The sequence below is a fragment of the Mesorhizobium sp. M0678 genome (assembly GCF_040320505.1).
Taxonomy (GTDB): Bacteria; Pseudomonadota; Alphaproteobacteria; order Rhizobiales; family Rhizobiaceae; genus Mesorhizobium.
In genome coordinates this window covers 357477-375940 of record NZ_JAMYPT010000003.1, presented here as the reverse complement: position 1 = coordinate 375940, position 18464 = coordinate 357477, and the positions used below count along the sequence as shown (strand labels likewise).

Sequence of the window (18464 nt, the reverse complement as noted above, 5' to 3'; positions counted from 1 at the left end):
TGCGTGCCCCTGTTGCCAGGGACACGCACCTCTGCGGCCTACTTCTTGGGAGTAATTTCAGCAGGCAGATAGCGCGAAATTTCAAAGCCCGCAGCAACCTGACACATGGTCGGTTTTGTCCAGCTCTTCTTCATAACATTTCTCCTCTTCTACCAGCCCGAAGGGGCCGATCCGGTGGTTAGCCAACCATTGCAGGGCACCGAAGCAATGGCTCGTCCATCACGTTCTCAAAATGGACAAATGAACGCAAGGTTTTGAAAGACCGAAAAACAAAACTATCGAAAGTAGCTGTAGTCTTCTCTTCAATTGTTCATCGCGTAGGTTTTTCCTCCTCCTGACCCATCCCGACTATTGCGTGATCGGATTGTCGTGCTCGTCGATCAGCGGCACGTTGTAACCCAGCAGAAGCTTGGTGATCTCCGCCTGGTTTTCCCTGATCACCCGGTTGAGAGTCCGCTTCCATTCCTGGTCGGACGGGCGTACGCCCATGGTGATGCGATAAGACATGCGCGAGCCGGTTTTTTCCTTCAGTAGCGGAACGATCGTGACGTCGGCTCCGAGTTCCCTGGCATAGTAGCCCGCCATCGGGCCCCACAGGACCGCCGCGTCAATCTTGCCGGCGAGCATGTCCTTGATCATGACCTCCCCCATGGAAGGGGTGACGCGCGTATCCACCGCCAGCGGGTAGATCTTGGCGGTCCGCAGAAGCTTGTTGGCGGCCATGTTGGCGGTTGGCGGCGTGCTTTCGACGACGCCGATTCTCTTGCCGGAAAGTTTCGGATCTTCGATCGTCTCGACGCCTTCCATGCCGTTGCCTTTCGGGTATACGAGCACATAGGCGGAGCGGTAGTAGGCATTGGTGTTCTGCACCAGTTCATCACCTTGGGCGTAGCCCATGATGATGTCGCATCGGTTGGCCCCAAGCGTGTTGCGCACAAAGCCGGTGACAGTGGGAAACCACGTGTAAGCGACTGATTTCCGCCCCGTCTTCTTGGCAACCAGTTCAGCCAGCTTGTTTTCGAAGCCTTGGCCGTTCTTGTCGGTAAAGGGCATGTTCGAGGGATCGGCGCAGACGCGCAGAATGTCGGGATCGACCAGTTCGCCCGCAGCGCCAAGCCCAGCATCTTGTGCCAGAACATTCGACGGCAGCAAGGCGAGCGCGCCGAGGATCGGCAGAACGACGCGCAGCTTCGATGCAGTGCAGCCGGTCATATCATCCACCCATGCAGGATGCTTCGGCATCCTTGGCTGCCTGAGCCTTGTTTTCGTGCTTGGGCGGCCTGCCGCGGGGTGCCGCGCCATCGGCGCGCGCGCGCAGATAGACGTAGAGATCGTCCAGGTAACAATAGACGTTCTTGTTGTCGCCAAAGGCAGGCATGACGTTTTCCTTGCCGCCGCCGACATTCTTGCGGCCCTCGGCGACGATCGACAGGAACGTGGCGTAATCCATGTTCTTCAGGCTATTAGCCAGGGCAGGCGCATAGCTCGAACCTGTGGCGTCCTGTCCGTGACAGACATGGCAATCTGAGTGATACCGGCGGTACCCGCTGAAGGTGTACCAATCGACGGTTCCGTTTTCGATCTTGTAGGTCGGATTTCCGTCCGCATCTAAATATTTGCCTCCTTCTTGCTTCACCGCCTTGGCTTTCTCCATGCTGTCTTCGGCCCGTACTAGACTTGAGCTGGCCAGAGGCAGCAGGACCAGGGCGAGAGCGGAAACTGCAATGCGAACGATCATTCAGGCTCTTCCTTCGTTTGCCAGAAACCCTGGCTGCCGTCGTGCAGCGGCATTGATCGGAGTTGGGTGCGCGGCGCAATCGAGAGCCCGGTTCCCGGCTTCCCGGTGACCCGGGCTCTCGTTTTCGAACCTAGCCGTAAGGCTCTTCCCGGTTATCAGTCCGGGAGGCCGAAGACGGTGAGCTGCCCGCCCAGTGTCGTATAGTCGGCAAGTGCCGCGTAACCGCCGACGGCACCCAGACCAGCGGTTCCAACGACCGCGGTCTGGTCGCCCTGCGCACGGCCCTGATCAACGGCGCCATGCCAGGCTGCGGCGTTGTCGGGCGAAAGCAGCCCCCCTGCCAGACCGATACCGGCCCATCCACCGACGCCGGACAGAACGGCGACGTACTGCTTGCCGTCATGCTCGTAGGTCGTGATGTTGCCGATGATGCCGGACGGGGTCTTGAACTTGTAGAGTTCCTTGCCGTCCTTATCGACCGCCTTGATGTAGCCTTCGAGGGTACCGTAGAAGACGACGTCGCCATCTGTCGCCAATGCGCCCGACCACACCGAGAACTGCTCGGGCTTCGACCAGACGATCTCACCCTTGGCTGCATCCCAGGCAATGAAGTTGCCCATGTTACCGTCACCGCCAGGCGCCGCATACATCGACACGGTGGCGCCCACATAGGGCTGACCGGCGGTGTAGCTCACTTTGTAAGGCTCATAGTCCATGCAGACATGGTTGGTCGGCACGTAGAACAACCCGGTCTTCGGCGAGTAGGCGGCCGGCTGCTGGTCCTTGGTTCCAAGCGCGGCCGGGCAGATACCGGTCGAGTTGGTGTCTTCGCCGTTCTGCTGGGTCGAATACTTGGCGACGACCTGCGGGCGGCCATACTGGTCGCTCTTGGGATCCATGTTGACTTCCGTCGCCCAGTTCACTGCCGGATCGTATTTCTTGGCGACGAGAAGTTCGCCGGTGGCTCGATCCATTGTGTAGGCAAAGCCGTTGCGGTCGAAATGCACCAGCACGTCGTGCTTGGCGCCGTTGACCTCCATGCCATCGACGAGAATCATCTCGTTGATGCCGTCATAGTCCCACTCATCATGCGGGGTCATTTGGTAGAGCCATTTGGCAACACCGGTATCCGCATCGCGAGCCATGATTGTCATGGACCAGCGATTGTCGCCTGGGCGCTGGACCGGGTTCCACGTCGAGGGATTGCCGGTGCCGTAATAGACCAGGTTCAGCTTGGGATCATAGGAATACCATCCCCATGTCGTGCCGCCGCCCGTCTTCCACTGTTCGCCTTCCCAGGTGTTCGTGCCGGAATCCTTTCCGACAGGCTTGCCGAGATGGGTCGTCTTCTCGGGATCGAGAAGGGTGTCTGCATCAGGACCTTCCGAATAGGCTTTCCAGGCGAGCTTACCGTCTTTCAGATTGTAGGCGGCCAGCCAGCCGCGAACACCGAATTCAGCACCGGAGACGCCCACGAGCACCTTGTCCTTGATGACTACGGGTGCCGACGTGCCGGATTCGCCCTTTCCGCCGTCGGTCTGGTCTCCGTTCTTGACAGACCAGACGACCTTGCCGGTCTTGGCATCGAGCGCGACGACGGTGGTGTCGGCCTGGTTGAGAATGATCTTGCCGTCGCCATAGGCAACACCGCGATTGACCGTGTCGCAGCACATGATCGGAATGACGTTCGTGTCCTGCTTGGGCTCGTATTTCCACAGGATCTTGCCGTCATTCTTGAGATCCAGAGCATAGACGTTGTTTGGGAAAGGCGTGTGGACATACATCACGTCGCCGATGACCAGCGGCCCGCCTTCGTGACCGCGCAGCACGCCGGTGGAAAAGCTCCATTTGACCTGCAGGTTCTTCACATTGTCGGCAGTGATCTGGTTGAGCTTGGAATAGCGGGTGTTGGCGTAGTCACCCGTCTGCATCGCCCAGTTCTTCGCATCCGATGCGAGCTTTGCAAGGTCTTCATTGGCCGAAGCCGTATAGGCAGCGCCGAGCGATAAAAACGCCGCGGTCGTCAGAATGTAGGTAGTTTTCGCAAGTACACGCATCCAAAATCCTCCCGGGTTCGCAGTGAAGAATCGACCGTCAAGCCCCACAAGGGCTTGCCCAAGCAATTCATGTTGGGAAGTTATTTTCCGGCAGCTGTCACGACCTACCCCGAAGCAGAGGGCACCGTTACCGCCCGCCCCCCTTGGTCTTCGAAAGACTGCCGCCGCTCCCTGATGACGGTGGCGCTCTTGAAGCCGGAAACAGGAAAAAGCTATGTCATCGTAAAAGGCCAGGCAAGCAAAAACCTGCAATGGGTCGCTGCGCTGCAATATCGATTATGGTGCAATGCAATATTTAGAAACAATTAAAATAAGCACCGTGTGAAAAACTAATAAGAGGATGACCGCCAGCCGCGATATATATAGCAACCATATTGTTCCCGTATTCTCGAGGTGATACACATTTGACTTTATTTCGATATATTCTGCGGGGCACCTCCAAGTAAGTATGCGTGCGTCTCGCTGGTTGCCGATAGTGAGCGAAGCATGAAATGAACGCGTGAAGGAGGGTGCGCAGCGGGTCATGAAGCTGGCTCTTGTCGGTCGATAGGGCATTCCTCCTTTGGTCCTATACGCAGGCCATGGGAACTTGACTGGCTTTGCGGCACGTCGCCAATTGGAGCGATGATCCCGTCTGGATGCATGGTGTCCAGGCCAACTGGAGGTTGCTCATGATAAGGTCTGTTGGATCTCTCACCTTGCCGGTGGCCTTTGCGACCACGCTGGCCTTTGCGAACTCGGCCAACGCCGCGGGAGACTACCCGACGGCAACGATTGCCGACTACGTGCTCGGCTGCATGCAAACAAATGGCCAGACACGTCAGGCGCTTGAAAGCTGTTCCTGCTCGATCGATGTTATCGCCTCGATCCTTCCTTACGATCACTATGAGAGGGCGGAGACCTTCAAAAGTATGTCGTTGACGACAGGGGAGGCGGCAGGGTTGTTTCGCGAAAGCGCGCCAGCGAAGGCGGCGCGCACGGAACTGAAACGCGCGCAGGCTGAAGCCGACGTACGTTGCTTTTAGTCAGGCGGAACAGGCACGCGTGGCCGTGCGCCTCACAGTCCCGCCGTTTCCATCGGCCAATGGCCGCGAAATACCTTGCCATCCGTGTCCGTCGCCTCGACACGGATTTCGCCTTTGCCTTGCGCGGTGAAATCGAACCGGAAATTGGGATCCTCCGAAATCGATATTCCGCCCTCCATCGAGAGAATCGGCTGATCGCCTTGAGAGATCGACAGTTCGTGGATGAAGTGCGCGGGAATGAAATACTGGGTCAGCGGATCCCGCTGCAGGCCCGAATTGTTCGGGTGCCGGATCATCAACTGCAACTCCTGCACCTTCGTCATCGTCTCTTGAGGCGGGAACTGGCGCAGTTTCATCTGTCCCATCGTCGCCATGGCCTCGTCCATATTTTTGACGGCGGGAGCCGAACAGCCGCCTGACGCCTTGACGAAGGTTTGCGCCATGTGGAGTTCGCCGCCCTGCGTTTCTGCTATGGCACGCAAATAGGAATAGTCGTTGACGCGCACGCGCGTCGACAGATGTGTCACGCCTGCGTCCTTGCCGATCAGGAACGTCGCCGCCACCGGTGCCGGATTGACGTCGATGATCAAGTGACGGATTTGATGCCGTCGGGCGCCTTGACCGGGTCGAGATAGATGTCGACGGGCACGATGGCGGCATCCTGCGCCCGTTTCGGCGCCTCGACCCTGACGACGCCGGTATCGACGAGAATTGCCCGATCGCCGAATACGTCGCCTTTCAAATCCTGCCAGATCCTGTCCGAAGAAGCGGTTGTCTGCTGCGCGTGGGCCGCTCCGGAGGAGCCCAAGAGCGTGCCGACCGCCAGGATGATCGCGGCGAAGATGGCTGCGCGCGGCAAGGCGAGTTGCCGGCTTCGGTAAGCGTGGTTTTGCATTTCGATGCCTCCACCAATGTTAGAGAGGTGGTGCCCAGGCCGATGTCGAGGATAAGCCTTTGACGACGCGTTTGGCAAATCGATCCACTTGATCACGTCTGGCGCTTGTCGCTGTGATCTATTCCCATTCGAGTTCGGCAAAAGCGGCCGTTGCATTGCGCTCATTGTAGTCGTCGAACAGATGCCAATTGCCGCGTTCGCTTCGGCGGCGGTCTTGATCGCCTCGCTGAGCGGCATCCCATCGGTGATCGCCTTGCGAATATCGCGCGCCAAAACCTCGAAATAGCGCCGCTCCGCCGTCAGCGCCTCCGGCCAGTCGGCCGGCACCGGTCCGTGACCCGGCACGACGCGCGCGGCGCCGATGGCGGCGAGCGCATCCATCTGGCGGAGCCAGCCGATCAGCGATCCGTCGAGCGTCGGCAAGGAACCTATGAACACGAGATCGCCGGCAAACAGCGTACCGGTCGCGCTGTCGAAAACGGTCAAATCATTGTCGGTGTGAGCCGCCTTCCATGCCTGCAATTCGAGCGTGCGTCCTCCGAGGTCGAGCTGCAGGCGATCCTTGACCAGCATTGTCGGAGGCACGATCTCGACCTCTTTCATGAGCGCGCCGCCGATCTGTTCGCGAAAGCTTTGCAGGTAGAACGCGCCGCGAGCCTCAAGAGCACGCGGCAGATTGTGATGGCCGACGATGGTCGCGCCGATCTCCCGGAACGCAGCGTTGCCGAAGACGTGATCGGGGTGCATGTGAGTGTTGATCAGGTAGCGAACCGGCTTGGCGGTTATTTTGCCGACCGCGGCGATGAGAGCGTTTGCCTCGATCAGGCCGCCGCCGCTGTCGATGACGGCAACGGCGTCGGTCCCGACGACGACGCCCAGGTTCGAGATCGCGCCCTGGTTGGCGGCGCTCATCAATTCGTCCACGCCCTGGAAAGCAAAGACGTTGTCGGCGACTTTCCTGACCTTGAACTCAAGGCTGCCGGCAGCGGCGAGAGCGGCCCGCCCGAGGCAACAAGGCAGCATCGCGGCGCTGGCCGCGGTGCAGGCGAAGCCGTTCACAAGCCTGCGTCGTACCCTGTCGATCGGCATGTCTTCTCCGATATGCATTCCGAACGGCAAGGCGATCAGGCCACACCCGGAAATTTTTGCTGGAACGACCGCAAAAGGTCGCTCATCACCTGTGGATTGCGATGTTGTCGCGGCAATCTTACGTCGAACATGCCGAGCACGTGGGCTGGGCGCTGTGCAAGCACGATGATGCGGTCCGACAGCATCAGTGCCTCGCGCAGATTGTGCGTTACCATCAAGGCGGTCGTAGGCCGCGCCGACCAGACGGTCAAAAGCAATTGCCGAAGCCGCTCGGCGGTCTGTTCGTCGAGGGAGGCAAAGGGTTCGTCCAGGAAAAGCACCGCCGGTTCGGTGGCGAAAGCCCTGGCAAGCGCTGCCCTACGCGCAAGGCCGAGCGAAAGCTCCGCCGGATAGAGCCAGCGCATGCCGGCGAGGCCGAGAGTGTCAAACAGTTCGTCGAGACTCTTCGCTCTTAGGCTTTTCGGCAGCGCCAGCCTGACATTCTGCTCCACGGTCCGCCACGGCAGCAAAGTCGGCTCCTGGAACACGGCGGCGATGCGGTTCGAGCCGCCTTGCGGCAGTTGGAAAGAGCCGGAAAAGTCTTTGTCCAGTCCAAGCAGGATGCGCAACGTCGTGGTCTTGCCGCAGCCCGACGGCCCAAACAGACAAGCGAATTCGCCCTGCCGGACCTCGAAGGACAGACCCTGAAGCGCCGTGATCGACACGCCTTGCGCGGACCTGAAGGTCTTTTCGGCGATATCGACCCTAAGCGGGACGACGGCGCCAACGGGTTGCATGTCGTTCAATGGGCTGCACCAGGAGAAGTTCGATGACAAGCATCACCGCCACGAAAGCCAGCGTGTAGGCAAGGATGGCGGCGACGTCGAAGAGCTGGAAGTAGAGATAGATCTGGAAGCCGACACCATTGGAACGGCCGAGCAGTTCGACCACCAGGACGATCTTCCAGATGAGGGCGATGCCGGACCGCGAGGCCGCGGCAAAATAGGGCTGCAGTTGCGGCAGCAGGACATGGCGGACGCGCTCGAGTGGGGCGAAGCGGTAGACGGTGGCCATTTCGGCATAACGCGGATCAAACGCCCTGGCGCCTTCGCGCATCGTCACCACGACATTCGGGATATTGTTCACGGCAACCGCGCCAATCGCCGCCGCCTCGTTGAGGCCGAACCAGATATAGGCGAGCACGATGACCACCAGCGCGGGAATGTTGAGAAACAGGACCACCCATGGACTGAAGAACCGGTTCGCACCGCGGTAGCTGCCGAGGATGACGCCGATGACCGAGCCGATAATCATTGCGACGACGTACGCGGCAGCAACCCGTCCGAGCGTGGCGCCAAGGTGATAAAACAGGTCGCCGCTCGCCGCTTCCCTGAGCAGCACCTGCCAGACCTGCCCTGGTGAGGGGAAAGCTCGGCTTTGCCACAGATTGGCCGCGAGGCTCCACAGCAGGCAAAGTCCAATCAGGGAAACCGTTACCGTCAGCGCTGGCGTCAGCGCCGTCGCAAAGCCGGATCGACCCGACTTGTCTTCCGTTGCGGTCATTTCGCGAGTTCCGGCCAGAACGTGCCGGGCGCCATCTCGGGCGCCCCGCCAACCAGCTTCTCGCCGCCTATCGCGGCCAGCACGTGATAGAGTTTGCCCGCATCGACCGCTTCTTCGGCGACCGGCCGTCTGGGGATGCCCTGGCGATAGCGGTCGCGCAGTTTTTCCAGCTCCTTGCCTTCTGCTCGAATGAGCGGCGCCAGGCGCAGCCATTCATCATCGGATTTGGCCAGCAAGTCCTTGGCCTGCTTGGATGCCTTCAAGAAGCCCCGGGCGGCATCCGGATTGTCGCTCGCCCATTGGTCGTGGAAGACGTAGCCGAGCGCCGACACGGGGCCCGAGGCACCAAGCGCTTTCGTCGCGTCATCCGCACCGATCAACCGGCGAAAGCCATTGGCCTCGAGCCGGGCGCAGAAATGCCAGAAATTGAGCACGGCATCGAGTTCGCCTTGCACCGCCTTTTCAGAAATCAGCGGCGGCGCGCCAAAGACGACGTCACAGGCTGTCGGCAGGTCGAGGCCGTGATCGCGTCTGGCCAGCGCCTGGACCAGCAGCCAGCTCTTGTCGAGCGGGCCGCCGGCGACACCGATTTTCTTTCCCTTGAGGTCGGCGAGCGTCCGGATCGGCGATTCCTCCTTCACCATGATTGCCCCCACGGCGGTCGAATAAGGGGCCAATGTAAGGTCGCCGCCCTCGGAGCGCTGGCGCGAGACCCACAGCCAGTCGGTCACGATCATGTCGATCGCGCCGGCCAGCAGCGCGACGTTGGTCGCATCCTCCCCGGCGAAGTAGACAATTTCCAGATCGATCCTGTTGGCCTCGTCGAGCTTGTGGCGTTTCAACGTATCGAGTTCCCAGCTCACGGTGCCGAACTTCAGGACACCAATTCGGACCTTAGCGGCCGCAAAGACGGCAACCGGCTTTGAGGCGAGAATGGCTCCCAGAGCCGCCAAGCGCAGCGTCGTGCGCCGCGAAATCATCATGGCGTCTCCTCTTTCAGGGTCGTCGACGAACCAGGAATGCCGATCAAATCGCTCGTTCCTTGCTCGGAACGGCACATTTCCAGCGCACGACCTTGAGACTCGGATGTTCCTGAGACCATTTTGCGATCTCGGCGGGCGCCAGGAACATGCATTGGAACAGAGAGCCGCGGCTCTCGAAATAGAGATGTTCATCTCGGCAATTGCCCGGGTTGGCGCTAAGGCACACCGTTAATATGAGATCGACCATGTCCATTTGGCACTTATCGTCGCCTGCGCGGCGAACTCTCCAGAGTTCGTGCTTTGGAGTTGCGCGGATTCCTGAAGGTGCCCAAACAGCAAGCCGGTTGGAGTGAGGCTACGCGTTCGGCCAACAGGCGTCAATGATATGGACCGCGTGTCGCTACGATGTGGACCGCGTGTCGCTACACACTTCCCGTCGCGCAGTCGGGAAACGAAACAGGACCTTTGTACGATTGACTTCCTTCATCGGCGGTCTAGCTTTTCGAGGCGTGCAGGTGCTGCCAGTCCGGGGAGGAAGGACGAATAGTTCGCTCTCCCGCTTTAAAACGAATGCCGGCGATCAAGGCATCGACACGCGTAAAGTGTCCCGGGCACTCACACGATCAATGAGGAAATGCCATGCGCGCAGTCGCATTTTTCGCCGCCGTGTCCGTCGCCACCTTTGTCACTACCCAGTCTCAGGCACAGGATGCCGCGGCGGGTGAGAAGGTGTTTGCCAAATGCAAGGTCTGCCACGTCGCAGACAAGGACCAGAACAAGGTCGGTCCGTCCTTGAACGGCGTTATCGGCCGAACGGCCGGGACGCATCCGGGGTTCAGCTATTCCAAGGCCATGACCGAGGCCGGCAAGTCCGGCGTCAAATGGGATGAGGCCACGCTGACGACCTACCTTCGCGATCCCAAGGCGATGGTCAAAGGAACCAAGATGGCGTTTGTCGGCCTCAAGAAGGACGAGGACATCGCCAACATCATTGCTTATCTGAAGCAATTCTCCAAATAACGCGGTACCGCCGGCCGTTGGACCGCGCTCGGCCGGCGTTGGCTGGGCTGCGCTTGGGGGTCACGCAGCGTCTTGCAGCCTCTGCATCGCGGAAGGCAGATCGAACAGGCTGTCGCAAACGAGGTCGGCGCCAAGCTCTTCAACGGGAATTTGGCTGTATCCGCCACGCAGCAGAATGACGGCCATGCCGGCGGCGCGGGCGGCGGCCACGTCGGCGCTGCTGTCTCCGACCATCAGCGTGTCACGAGGTTCGACCTGAAGCAGGTCGAGCGCCAGCAACAGCGCGTCTGGCGCCGGTTTCAAGTATGTCACCGCGTCTCCGCCGACGATCGCGCCGAGATATTCCGTCAGCCGAAAATGCAGCAGGATTTCGCGAGCCGCCAGCTGCGGCTTGTTGGTCACCACGGCCATGGCTATTCCGCTCAAATGCAAGTGCGTGAGAACCTCCCTGACGCCAGGCATTAGCCTCGTGCGGCCGGTCAGATGCCTGCGATAGATCGGCGCCATGACGCGGTTGGCCTCATCGAGCGCAGTGCCGAGGAGCGGCGTGCCGGAAGCCGCGAAGGCTCGGTCGACCAGTTTCCTGATGCCGCCGCCGATCATGGCCTTGACCTGATCCAGCCGCAGCGGCGGCAGATCGCGTCCGGCCAGCAATTCGTTGACGGCGGCCGCTATATCAGGCGCCGAATCGACCAGTGTGCCGTCGAGATCGAACAGGATCGCCTTGGGCGAGCGAAACGGCCTGCCTGCGCCGACGTTCATGCAGCATCCTTCCACTTGATCGAACAGCCGATCGAAGCGATCTGGTCAAGCGGTCCGTCGCCGGTTCGGGCAACCTGCTTCATCGCCTCGAACAGGTCGCGCCTCAGCCCGAGCAATTCGGCGTCGCGTCGCGACGCGTCCAGCCGGCCGCGATATTGCAGCGTCAACTCGCTGTTGAGCCCGAAGAAATCCGGGGTGCAAACGGCTCCGTAGGCACGCGCCACCGTCTGGTGCTCGTCATGGAGATAGGGGAAAGTGAAGCCGTTCGTCCTGGCAAAGAGCTTCATGTTGTCGAAGGAATCATCTGGATAGGCGTCGCTATCGTTGGAGTTGATCGCGACAAAGCCGATGCCTTCGGCCTTGAGGTCATTGGCGTCGCGCACCATCCGTGAAATCACCGCCTTCACATAGGGGCAGTGGTTGCAGATGAAGGCCACCACCAGCCCGTTCGGGCCGGCGTGGCTTAAGATCGAATGCGATGTGCCGTCGACGCCGGGCAAAACGGCGTCGATGGCTCGCCAGCCGAAATCGCAGACAGGTGGGATTGCCGCCAAGATTTCCTCCGATGAAATGGTTTACGCCGCTTTCCGGATCGCCCCGTCGGCCGCCTGCCTGATGGTGCCGATATTGGCGCGATAGGCAGCCTCGGTGCCGCCCTTAAAGATGGCCGAGCCGGCGACCAGCACATTGGCACCGGCCGCGGTGACCAGCGGAGCGGTTTCGGGCGTGACGCCGCCGTCGATCTCTATGTCGATCGGACGATGGCCGACCAGCGCCTTGACCCGCCTGACCTTGTCGACGACCGCCGCAATGAAGGCCTGGCCGCCGAAGCCCGGATTGACCGTCATCAGAAGCACCAGATCGAGCCGGTCAAGTACATATTCGATGACGCTTTCCGGCGTTGACGGGTTCAGCGACACGCCGGCCTTCTTGCCGAGATTTCTGATTGCCTGCAGCGAACGGTCGAGATGCGGTCCGGCCTCGGCATGCACCGTAATGATGTCGCAGCCGGCATCGGCGAAGGCGCCGAGATAGGCGTCGGCCGGCGCGATCATCAGGTGGCAGTCGAAGACCTTGTCCGTTCGATTACGGATCGCCTTGACCACCGGCGGACCGAAGGTGATGTTGGGCACGAAATGGCCATCCATCACATCGAGATGGATCCAATCGGCACCCGCCCGGACGACCGCTTCGACCTCGTCGCCGAGCCGCGAGAAGTCCGCGGAAAGCACCGAGGGCGCGATGATTGTCTTGGTATCCATGGTCGTCGGCTCCCATTCTGTCGTCCGTTTCCGGTCGCTGCACACCAACCGCCGTCATCTTGTCAGCGCGCCTTCGTCTCCGGTTCGCCTTCGAGCTTACCTTCCGCGAACACGCGGCTGCCGCGAATATCGGATTCCTCGATGGTGATAAGATCGATTTTCGTCAACGCCCGGTCGCGCGATGCGAAAAGCCGGCTGGCCTGGCGAAGCCGCGCCCGGTCGAGGCTATTGCGAACGGAGCGGGCGTTGGAGAAATGCGGCAGCCGCATGCGGATCGGGAGATACTCTTCGAGCGCCTTGGCCGCCGCTTCGCTGAGACGGTAATTCTGTTCCGCCAGCATGATCTCGGCGATCGATTTGAGTTCGCTGACGCCGTAGTCCGGAAAATCGAGGTGATGGGCGATGCGCGAGCGCATGCCGGGATTGCTGTCGAAGAAGCGGTCCATCTTGTCCTTGTAGCCGGCAAGAATCACAACCAGATCGTCACGGTTGTTTTCCATGCATTGCAGCAGGATTTCGATCGATTCCTGGCCGTAGTCGCGTTCGTTCTCGGGCTTGTAGAGATAGTAGGCCTCGTCGATGAAAAGCACCCCGCCCATGGCGCGCTTGATCACTTCGCGGGTTTTGGGCGCGGTGTGGCCCACATACTGGCCGACGAGATCGTCGCGCGTCACCGCGACCATGTGCCCTTCGCGGATATAGCCAAGACGATGCAGGATTTCGGCCATTCTGAGCGCCACGGTGGTCTTTCCGGTACCGGGATTTCCCGTAAAGTTCATGTGCAGCGTTGGTGCGCCAGAGATCAGCCCGAACTTGCGGCGAAGCCGGTCGACCAGGAGCAGCGCAGCGATCTCGCGGATGCGGTTCTTGATGGGCTTCAGGCCGACGAGTTCGCGGTCGAGCTTGTCCATCACCTCGTCGATGTTGGACGCCTCGAACTCGGCCTGCAGATCAACCGATTCGCCCTGCGCGGCAGCGCTCTTTGCTATCGCGTCCAGCATGGTTCGCCTAGCTCCGTTCGCCTTCGGGCCTGTCGGTCGCATAAGGCACGATCGAATAGCCCTGACTGCGGCCGTCACGCTCTTGGCGCAGCAGCCGGAACCCGGGTTCATTGGGTGGCCGGTTGACGATGAATGACATGCGCGGTGCTTCCCAGCCCTTGGTCGAATCGAAGGCGGTGACCCGGACATACATGTTGGGCATAGCTTTCCGGCAATTGTTGACTTCAAGCAGGATGCCCGCCGGGTCCCTCAGGTCGAACATCGGGTTGCCGTACATTTCCCAATAGGTGTTTCGCGGATGTGGATCGTCCGTGTACTCGACGCTGACCGCCCAGTGGTTTTTCAGTGCGTATTTGATCTGCGCCGAAATCTGCTCATCGGTTAGCTCGGGCAGGAACGAAAACTGTCCCTGCGTGACCTTGTTTCCGGGATTGGTCATCATGGCGACGGTTCCTTTCGTCTAGAAGCTCGGCGTTGCGGTTGGCACAAAGTCGGCCGTGTCGGTCGATTCGTAGTTGAAGGTGACGTCCTTCCACGTCTCCAGGGCCGCCTTGAGCGGCGTGCACCATCTGGCCGCCTGTTCGAGGATTTTGGTCCCTTCGCGCAGATAGTCGCGGCCCTCGTTGCGGGCGAGGATCATCGCCTCCAACGCGACGCGATTGGCCGTCGCGCCGGCCTGGATGCCGTCCGGATGGCCGATCGTGCCGCCGCCGAACTGCAGGATGACGTCCTCGCCGAGATAATGGATCAACTGGTGCATCTGGCCGGCATGGATGCCACCGGAGGCGACGGGCATCACCTTGTTGAGCGAGGCCCAGTCCTGATCGAAGAACAGCCCGGTTTCGAGGTTCTGCGGCGTGCGCTCCTCGCGCAGCGTGTCATAAAACCCCTTGATCATAAGCGGGTCGCCTTCCAGCTTGCCGACCACCGTGCCGGCATGGATGTGATCGACGCCGGCCATCCGCATCCATTTGCAGATGACGCGAAAATTCATGCCGTGGTTCTTCTGGCGCGAATAGGTCGAGTTGCCGGCCCGGTGGAGGTGCAGGATCATGTCGTTGCGGCGTGCCCACTTGGCCATCGACTGGATCGCCGTGTAGCCAATGACGAGGTCGATCATGACGATGCAGGAGCCAAGCTGTTTTGCAAATTCGGCGCGCTCGTACATGTCCTCCATCGTGCCGGCGGTGACGTTGAGATAATGGCCCTTGACTTCGCCGGTGGCGGCCGACGCCTTGTTCACTGCCTCCATGCAGTAGAGGAAACGGTCGCGCCAATGCATGAAGGGCTGTGAGTTGATGTTCTCGTCGTCCTTGACGAAGTCGAGGCCACCCTTCAGCGCCTCGTAGACGACGCGGCCGTAGTTGCGGCCGGACAGGCCAAGCTTCGGCTTCGTCGTCGCGCCGAGCAGCGGCCGGCCGAACTTGTCGAGCCGCTCGCGTTCCACCACGATGCCGGTCGCCGGGCCCTGGAAGGTCTTGAGGTAAGCCACCGGGATGCGCATGTCCTCGAGCCGCAAGGCCTTGACGGCCTTGAAGCCGAACACGTTGCCGATGATCGATGCAGTCAGGTTGGCGATGGAGCCGGGCTCGAACAGGTCGAGGTCGTAGGCGATATAGGCGAAGTACTGTTGCTCGATCCTGGTGCCTGGACCTGTGTTCGGCACCGGCTCGGATTTGAACGCCTTGGCGCGGTAGAGCTCGCAGGCGGTCAGCCTGTCGGTCCACACCACGGTCCATGTCGCGGTAGAGGATTCACCGGCGATGGCGGCGGCCGCCTCCTCGTGGTCGACGCCGGGCTGCGGCGTGATCCGAAACATGGCGATCAGGTCGGTCTCCTTGGGCCGGTAGTCCGGCTCCCAGTAGCCCATCTTCTTGTAGGGGATGACGCCCGACCTGTAGCGTCCCTTGCCTTCCTTGAGCGTGCCTGCTGAGGGCATGTCGATCTTGTTCATGGCAGGTCTCCTGTTTGCCGCTCAGGCGGCTTTCGCGGTTGCGATTTGGGGGTCGAGCTTTCCTGCGGCGTAACGTTTCGCCATCTCATCCATGGCGATCACCCTGATCTTCGACGCGTGGCCTGCGGTGCCGAAGCGTTCGAAGCGATCGCGGCAAAGGTCGCGCAGGGCGTCCATGGCGGGTTTCAGGAATTTACGCGGATCGAATTCGCGCGGGTCCTCCGTCGCAACGCGGCGGAACTGCCCGGCCATGGCCATTCGGCAATCGGTGTCGATGTTGACCTTGCGCACGCCGTAGCGGATGCCGCGCTCGATTTCCTCGACCGGGACGCCAAAGGTCTGGGGCATCTCGCCGCCATAGTTGTTGATGATGTCCTGCAGTTCCTGCGGCACGGAGGAAGACCCGTGCATGACCAGATGCGTATTGGGCAGCTTTTCGTGAATCGCCTCGATCACCTGCATGGCCAGGATGCCGCCGTCAGGCTTGCGGCTGAATTTATAGGCGCCGTGGGAGGTACCGCAGGCGATCGCCAGTGCGTCGACCCGGGTGGCGGTCACGAAGTCGACCGCCTGATCGGGATCGGTCAAAAGCTGGTCATGGGAAAGCGCACCTTCGGCGCCGTGCCCGTCCTCGGCCTCGCCCTGGCCGGTCTCCAGCGAGCCGAGCACGCCGAGCTCGCCTTCGACCGAAGCGCCGACCCAATGCGCCATGCGTACGACACGTTCGGTGATGGCGACGTTGTAATCGTAGCTCGCCGGTGTCTTGGCATCCGCCATCAATGATCCGTCCATCATCACCGAGGTGAAGCCGTGGCGGATCGCCGACAGGCAGGTGGCTTCGTTGTTGCCGTGATCCTGATGGATGCAGAGCGGAATGGCCGGATGGATTTCGGTCAACGCCTCCATCATTTTGGCCAGCATGATGTCATTGGCATAGGAACGGGCGCCGCGTGAGGCCTGGATGATAACCGGCGCATCGCAGGCCCTGGCGGCCTCCATGATGGCGAGGCCCTGTTCCATGTTGTTGATGTTGAATGCCGGCACCCCGTAGCCGTGCTCGGCGGCATGGTCGAGAAGTTGGCGAAGGGTGATGCGGGCCATTGTCGGTTTCTCCTAGATGATGAGCTTCAGCGCCGCTGCCGCGACGGCTTCGGGCGTGATGTCGAAATGCCGGTAAAGGTCCGGGGCAGGGGCGCTGGCGCCGAAACCGGCCATGCCGACGAAAGTGCCGGTGTCGCCGATCCAGCGGTCCCAGCCGAGCCGTGCTGCGGCTTCGATGGCGATGCGCGGCGCCGAGCCGAGGACGGCCTTGCGGGTGCCGGCGTCCTGCTCCTCGAAAAGCTCCCAGCACGGCATCGAGACAACCGCGGCGGCGACGCCGTGCTCGGTCTCCAGCCGTTCGGCGGCGGCAACCGCGATCTCGACCTCCGAGCCGGTGGCGATCAGCGTCACCGCGCGGTGCCCGGCTGGCTGGCGCAGGATGTAGGCGCCCCGGCTCGACCGGTTCTCGTCGCTGTGTGGCTCGCCGCTAGGTGCTTGGCGCAGCATCGGCAGGTTCTGGCGCGAGAGCACCAGCACGCTCGGCCGCTTCTCGCTTCTCAGCGCCAGTTCCCAGCACTCCGCCGTTTCGATGATGTCGGCCGGACGGAAGACGTTGAGGTTTGGCGTCGCCCGCAGCATCGCCAGGTGCTCGACCGGCTGGTGGGTCGGGCCGTCCTCGCCGAGACCAATGGAATCATGCGTCATCACATAGATGACGCGCTGGCCCATGAGCGCCGAGAGCCGCATCGCGCCGCGCGCGTAGTCGGCGAAGCACAGGAAGGTGCCGCCATAAGGCACGAAGCCGCCATGCAGTGCGATGCCGTTCATGGCTGCGGCCATGCCGTGCTCGCGGATTCCATAGTGGATGTAGCGGCCGGCGTAGTCGCCCGGCGCGATGCGGTTCATACCCTTGGTGATCGTCAGGTTCGAATGCGTCAGATCGGCGGAGCCGCCGACGGTCAGTTCGGTTGCGCCATTGATCGCAGCGAGTGCCATTTCCGAGGCTTTTCGCGTTGCAACCTTGGTCGCCTTCCCGACATGCTCCTTGCGGAAAGCGCCGAGTGCTTCGAAGACCGCGTCGGGCAGGGCGCCGGCGACCGCGCTCTCGAAGGCCTGCCGCCGTGGTGAGGCGGCAAGCCGCTGCTCCCAGGCGCGGCGTGCCGCTTGACCGCGGCCGGCAATCTCGCGCCAGGCGAAAAGGATATCGTCCGGCACCTCGAACGGCGCGAAGGCCCAGCCGATGTTTTCGCGCGTCGCGGCGATCTCCGCATCGCCCAGCGGCGCGCCATGCGTCTTTTCCGAACCGCCCAGATTGGGCGCTCCCTTGCCGATCACCGTGCGGCAGGCGATCAGAGACGGCCGGTCCGATTGCTGCGCCGCTTCGATTGCCGCCGCAACGTTTTCGGTGTCGTGGCCGTCCACCGACTGGACATGCCATCCGGCGGCTTTGAACCGTGCCGGCTGGTCCATCGATGTCGACAGGGAAGTCGGTCCGTCGATCGAGATCGCATTGTCGTCCCAGAAGACGATCAGCCGGGAGAGCTTCAGGTGACCGGCAAGATCGATCGCCTCGTGGCTGATGCCTTCCTGCAGGCAGCCGTCGCCGGCGATCGCGTAGGTGAAATGGTCGACGAGATCGGCGCCGTGGCGGGCCGCAAGCATGCGCTCCGCCAGCGCCATGCCGACAGCGGTCGAAATGCCTTGTCCAAGCGGGCCGGTCGTCGTCTCGATGCCAAGCGCATGGCCATATTCCGGATGTCCGGCGGTGCGGCTGCCCAGCTGGCGAAACCGCTGCAATTCTTCGATAGGCATGTCTTCAAAGCCTAGCAGGTAATGCAGCGCATACTGCAGCATCGAGCCGTGCCCGGCCGACAGCACGAAGCGGTCACGATCGGGCCAGTTGGGGGCCGACGGATCGATATTGATGAAGCGGCTGAACAGCACCGTTGCGACATCGGCCATGCCCATCGGCATGCCGGGATGACCGGAATTGGCCTTTTGGACGCTGTCCATCGCCAGTGCGCGAATGGCGTTGGCCATGTCGCGTTCCGAGACGGCGGCGACGGGCTTCAGTGCTGCTGCTTGGCTGTTCATG

Annotated in this window: 21 protein-coding genes and 1 pseudogene; 3 read left to right on the top strand and 19 right to left on the bottom strand. The window is 61.4% G+C overall.

Features of this window, described 5'->3' with window-relative positions; all coding sequences use genetic code 11:
• Positions 1-38 precede the first annotated feature (38 nt).
• From NKI29_RS08330 to NKI29_RS08315, 4 genes are all read right to left on the bottom strand, one after another.
• Positions 39-134 carry a pyrroloquinoline quinone precursor peptide PqqA gene (locus NKI29_RS08330; RefSeq protein WP_101918690.1) on the bottom strand — a complete coding sequence of 32 codons (96 nt, stop codon included), beginning with the start codon at positions 132-134 and terminating at the stop codon, positions 39-41.
• A 214-nt stretch (positions 135-348) separates the two neighbouring features.
• A complete protein-coding gene (locus NKI29_RS08325; RefSeq protein WP_352795840.1) occupies positions 349-1212 on the bottom strand; it encodes a substrate-binding domain-containing protein in 864 nt (287 codons plus the stop codon).
• Position 1213: 1 nt separating this feature from the next.
• Complete coding sequence (locus NKI29_RS08320; RefSeq protein WP_023678824.1) at positions 1214-1738, bottom strand: c-type cytochrome, methanol metabolism-related; 525 nt, start codon at positions 1736-1738, stop codon at positions 1214-1216.
• Positions 1739-1893: 155 nt separating this feature from the next.
• Positions 1894-3795, bottom strand: coding sequence for a methanol/ethanol family PQQ-dependent dehydrogenase (locus NKI29_RS08315; protein WP_352692460.1), 1902 nt, complete (start codon positions 3793-3795; stop codon positions 1894-1896).
• A gap of 69 nt (positions 3796-3864) precedes the next feature.
• Between NKI29_RS08315 and NKI29_RS08310 the strand changes: the two genes are divergently transcribed.
• Entirely contained in the window at positions 3865-4104 is a 240-nt protein-coding gene (locus tag NKI29_RS08310) for a hypothetical protein (RefSeq protein ID WP_352795839.1), read from the top strand.
• Between the two features lie 362 nt (positions 4105-4466).
• Complete coding sequence (locus tag NKI29_RS08305) at positions 4467-4820, top strand: hypothetical protein (protein WP_352665692.1); 354 nt, start codon at positions 4467-4469, stop codon at positions 4818-4820.
• A gap of 32 nt (positions 4821-4852) precedes the next feature.
• Here the strand turns inward: NKI29_RS08305 and NKI29_RS08300 are convergent, their stop codons facing one another.
• The 7 genes and pseudogenes from NKI29_RS08300 to NKI29_RS08275 form a co-directional block, all read right to left on the bottom strand.
• On the bottom strand, positions 4853-5410 hold the full coding sequence (locus tag NKI29_RS08300; protein ID WP_352795838.1) for a quinoprotein dehydrogenase-associated SoxYZ-like carrier: 558 nt from the start codon (positions 5408-5410) through the stop codon (positions 4853-4855).
• Positions 5407-5715: a hypothetical protein gene (locus tag NKI29_RS33445; protein WP_502896650.1), complete on the bottom strand. Its 309-nt coding sequence runs from the start codon at positions 5713-5715 to the stop codon at positions 5407-5409. The genes NKI29_RS08300 and NKI29_RS33445 overlap by 4 nt, the downstream gene beginning before the upstream one ends.
• Positions 5716-5833: 118 nt before the next feature.
• Positions 5834-6804, bottom strand: a pseudogene (locus NKI29_RS08295) (quinoprotein relay system zinc metallohydrolase 2).
• Between the two features lie 35 nt (positions 6805-6839).
• Entirely contained in the window at positions 6840-7580 is a 741-nt protein-coding gene (locus NKI29_RS08290; RefSeq protein ID WP_352795979.1) for an ABC transporter ATP-binding protein, read from the bottom strand.
• The gene (locus NKI29_RS08285) at positions 7549-8346 is read right to left on the bottom strand and encodes an ABC transporter permease (RefSeq protein WP_352795836.1); all 798 of its coding nucleotides are present in this window, start codon (positions 8344-8346) and stop codon (positions 7549-7551) included. Before NKI29_RS08285 ends, NKI29_RS08290 begins: the two co-directional genes overlap by 32 nt.
• A complete protein-coding gene (locus NKI29_RS08280) occupies positions 8343-9329 on the bottom strand; it encodes an ABC transporter substrate-binding protein (RefSeq protein ID WP_352795834.1) in 987 nt (328 codons plus the stop codon). The genes NKI29_RS08285 and NKI29_RS08280 overlap by 4 nt, the downstream gene beginning before the upstream one ends.
• 43 nt (positions 9330-9372) lie before the next feature.
• Positions 9373-9582 (bottom strand): hypothetical protein, encoded by a 210-nt coding sequence (locus NKI29_RS08275; RefSeq protein WP_023678830.1) that lies wholly within the window; start codon positions 9580-9582, stop codon positions 9373-9375.
• Between the two features lie 386 nt (positions 9583-9968).
• Here NKI29_RS08275 and NKI29_RS08270 point away from each other — a divergent pair, with 386 nt between their 5' ends.
• Positions 9969-10349: a c-type cytochrome gene (locus tag NKI29_RS08270; protein ID WP_352795833.1), complete on the top strand. Its 381-nt coding sequence runs from the start codon at positions 9969-9971 to the stop codon at positions 10347-10349.
• Positions 10350-10409: 60 nt separating this feature from the next.
• Here the strand turns inward: NKI29_RS08270 and gph are convergent, their stop codons facing one another.
• The 8 genes from gph to tkt form a co-directional block, all read right to left on the bottom strand.
• Complete coding sequence (gene gph, locus NKI29_RS08265; protein WP_352795832.1) at positions 10410-11111, bottom strand: phosphoglycolate phosphatase; 702 nt, start codon at positions 11109-11111, stop codon at positions 10410-10412.
• Positions 11108-11665: a thioredoxin family protein gene (locus NKI29_RS08260; RefSeq protein ID WP_023678832.1), complete on the bottom strand. Its 558-nt coding sequence runs from the start codon at positions 11663-11665 to the stop codon at positions 11108-11110. Before NKI29_RS08260 ends, gph begins: the two co-directional genes overlap by 4 nt.
• Before the next feature lie 21 nt (positions 11666-11686).
• Entirely contained in the window at positions 11687-12373 is a 687-nt protein-coding gene (rpe, locus tag NKI29_RS08255) for a ribulose-phosphate 3-epimerase (protein WP_352455610.1), read from the bottom strand.
• Positions 12374-12435: 62 nt separating this feature from the next.
• Complete coding sequence (gene cbbX, locus NKI29_RS08250; protein WP_352795831.1) at positions 12436-13374, bottom strand: CbbX protein; 939 nt, start codon at positions 13372-13374, stop codon at positions 12436-12438.
• A gap of 7 nt (positions 13375-13381) precedes the next feature.
• Positions 13382-13816 carry a ribulose bisphosphate carboxylase small subunit gene (locus tag NKI29_RS08245; RefSeq protein WP_023678835.1) on the bottom strand — a complete coding sequence of 145 codons (435 nt, stop codon included), beginning with the start codon at positions 13814-13816 and terminating at the stop codon, positions 13382-13384.
• Between the two features lie 18 nt (positions 13817-13834).
• Positions 13835-15328, bottom strand: a complete 1494-nt coding sequence (locus NKI29_RS08240) for a ribulose-bisphosphate carboxylase large subunit (protein WP_502896649.1) — start codon at positions 15326-15328, stop codon at positions 13835-13837.
• 21 nt (positions 15329-15349) lie between these two features.
• Positions 15350-16429 (bottom strand): class II fructose-bisphosphate aldolase, encoded by a 1080-nt coding sequence (gene fba, locus NKI29_RS08235; RefSeq protein ID WP_352724286.1) that lies wholly within the window; start codon positions 16427-16429, stop codon positions 15350-15352.
• 12 nt (positions 16430-16441) lie between these two features.
• Positions 16442-18463: a transketolase gene (tkt, locus tag NKI29_RS08230; RefSeq protein ID WP_352795829.1), complete on the bottom strand. Its 2022-nt coding sequence runs from the start codon at positions 18461-18463 to the stop codon at positions 16442-16444.
• Position 18464 lies beyond the last annotated feature (1 nt).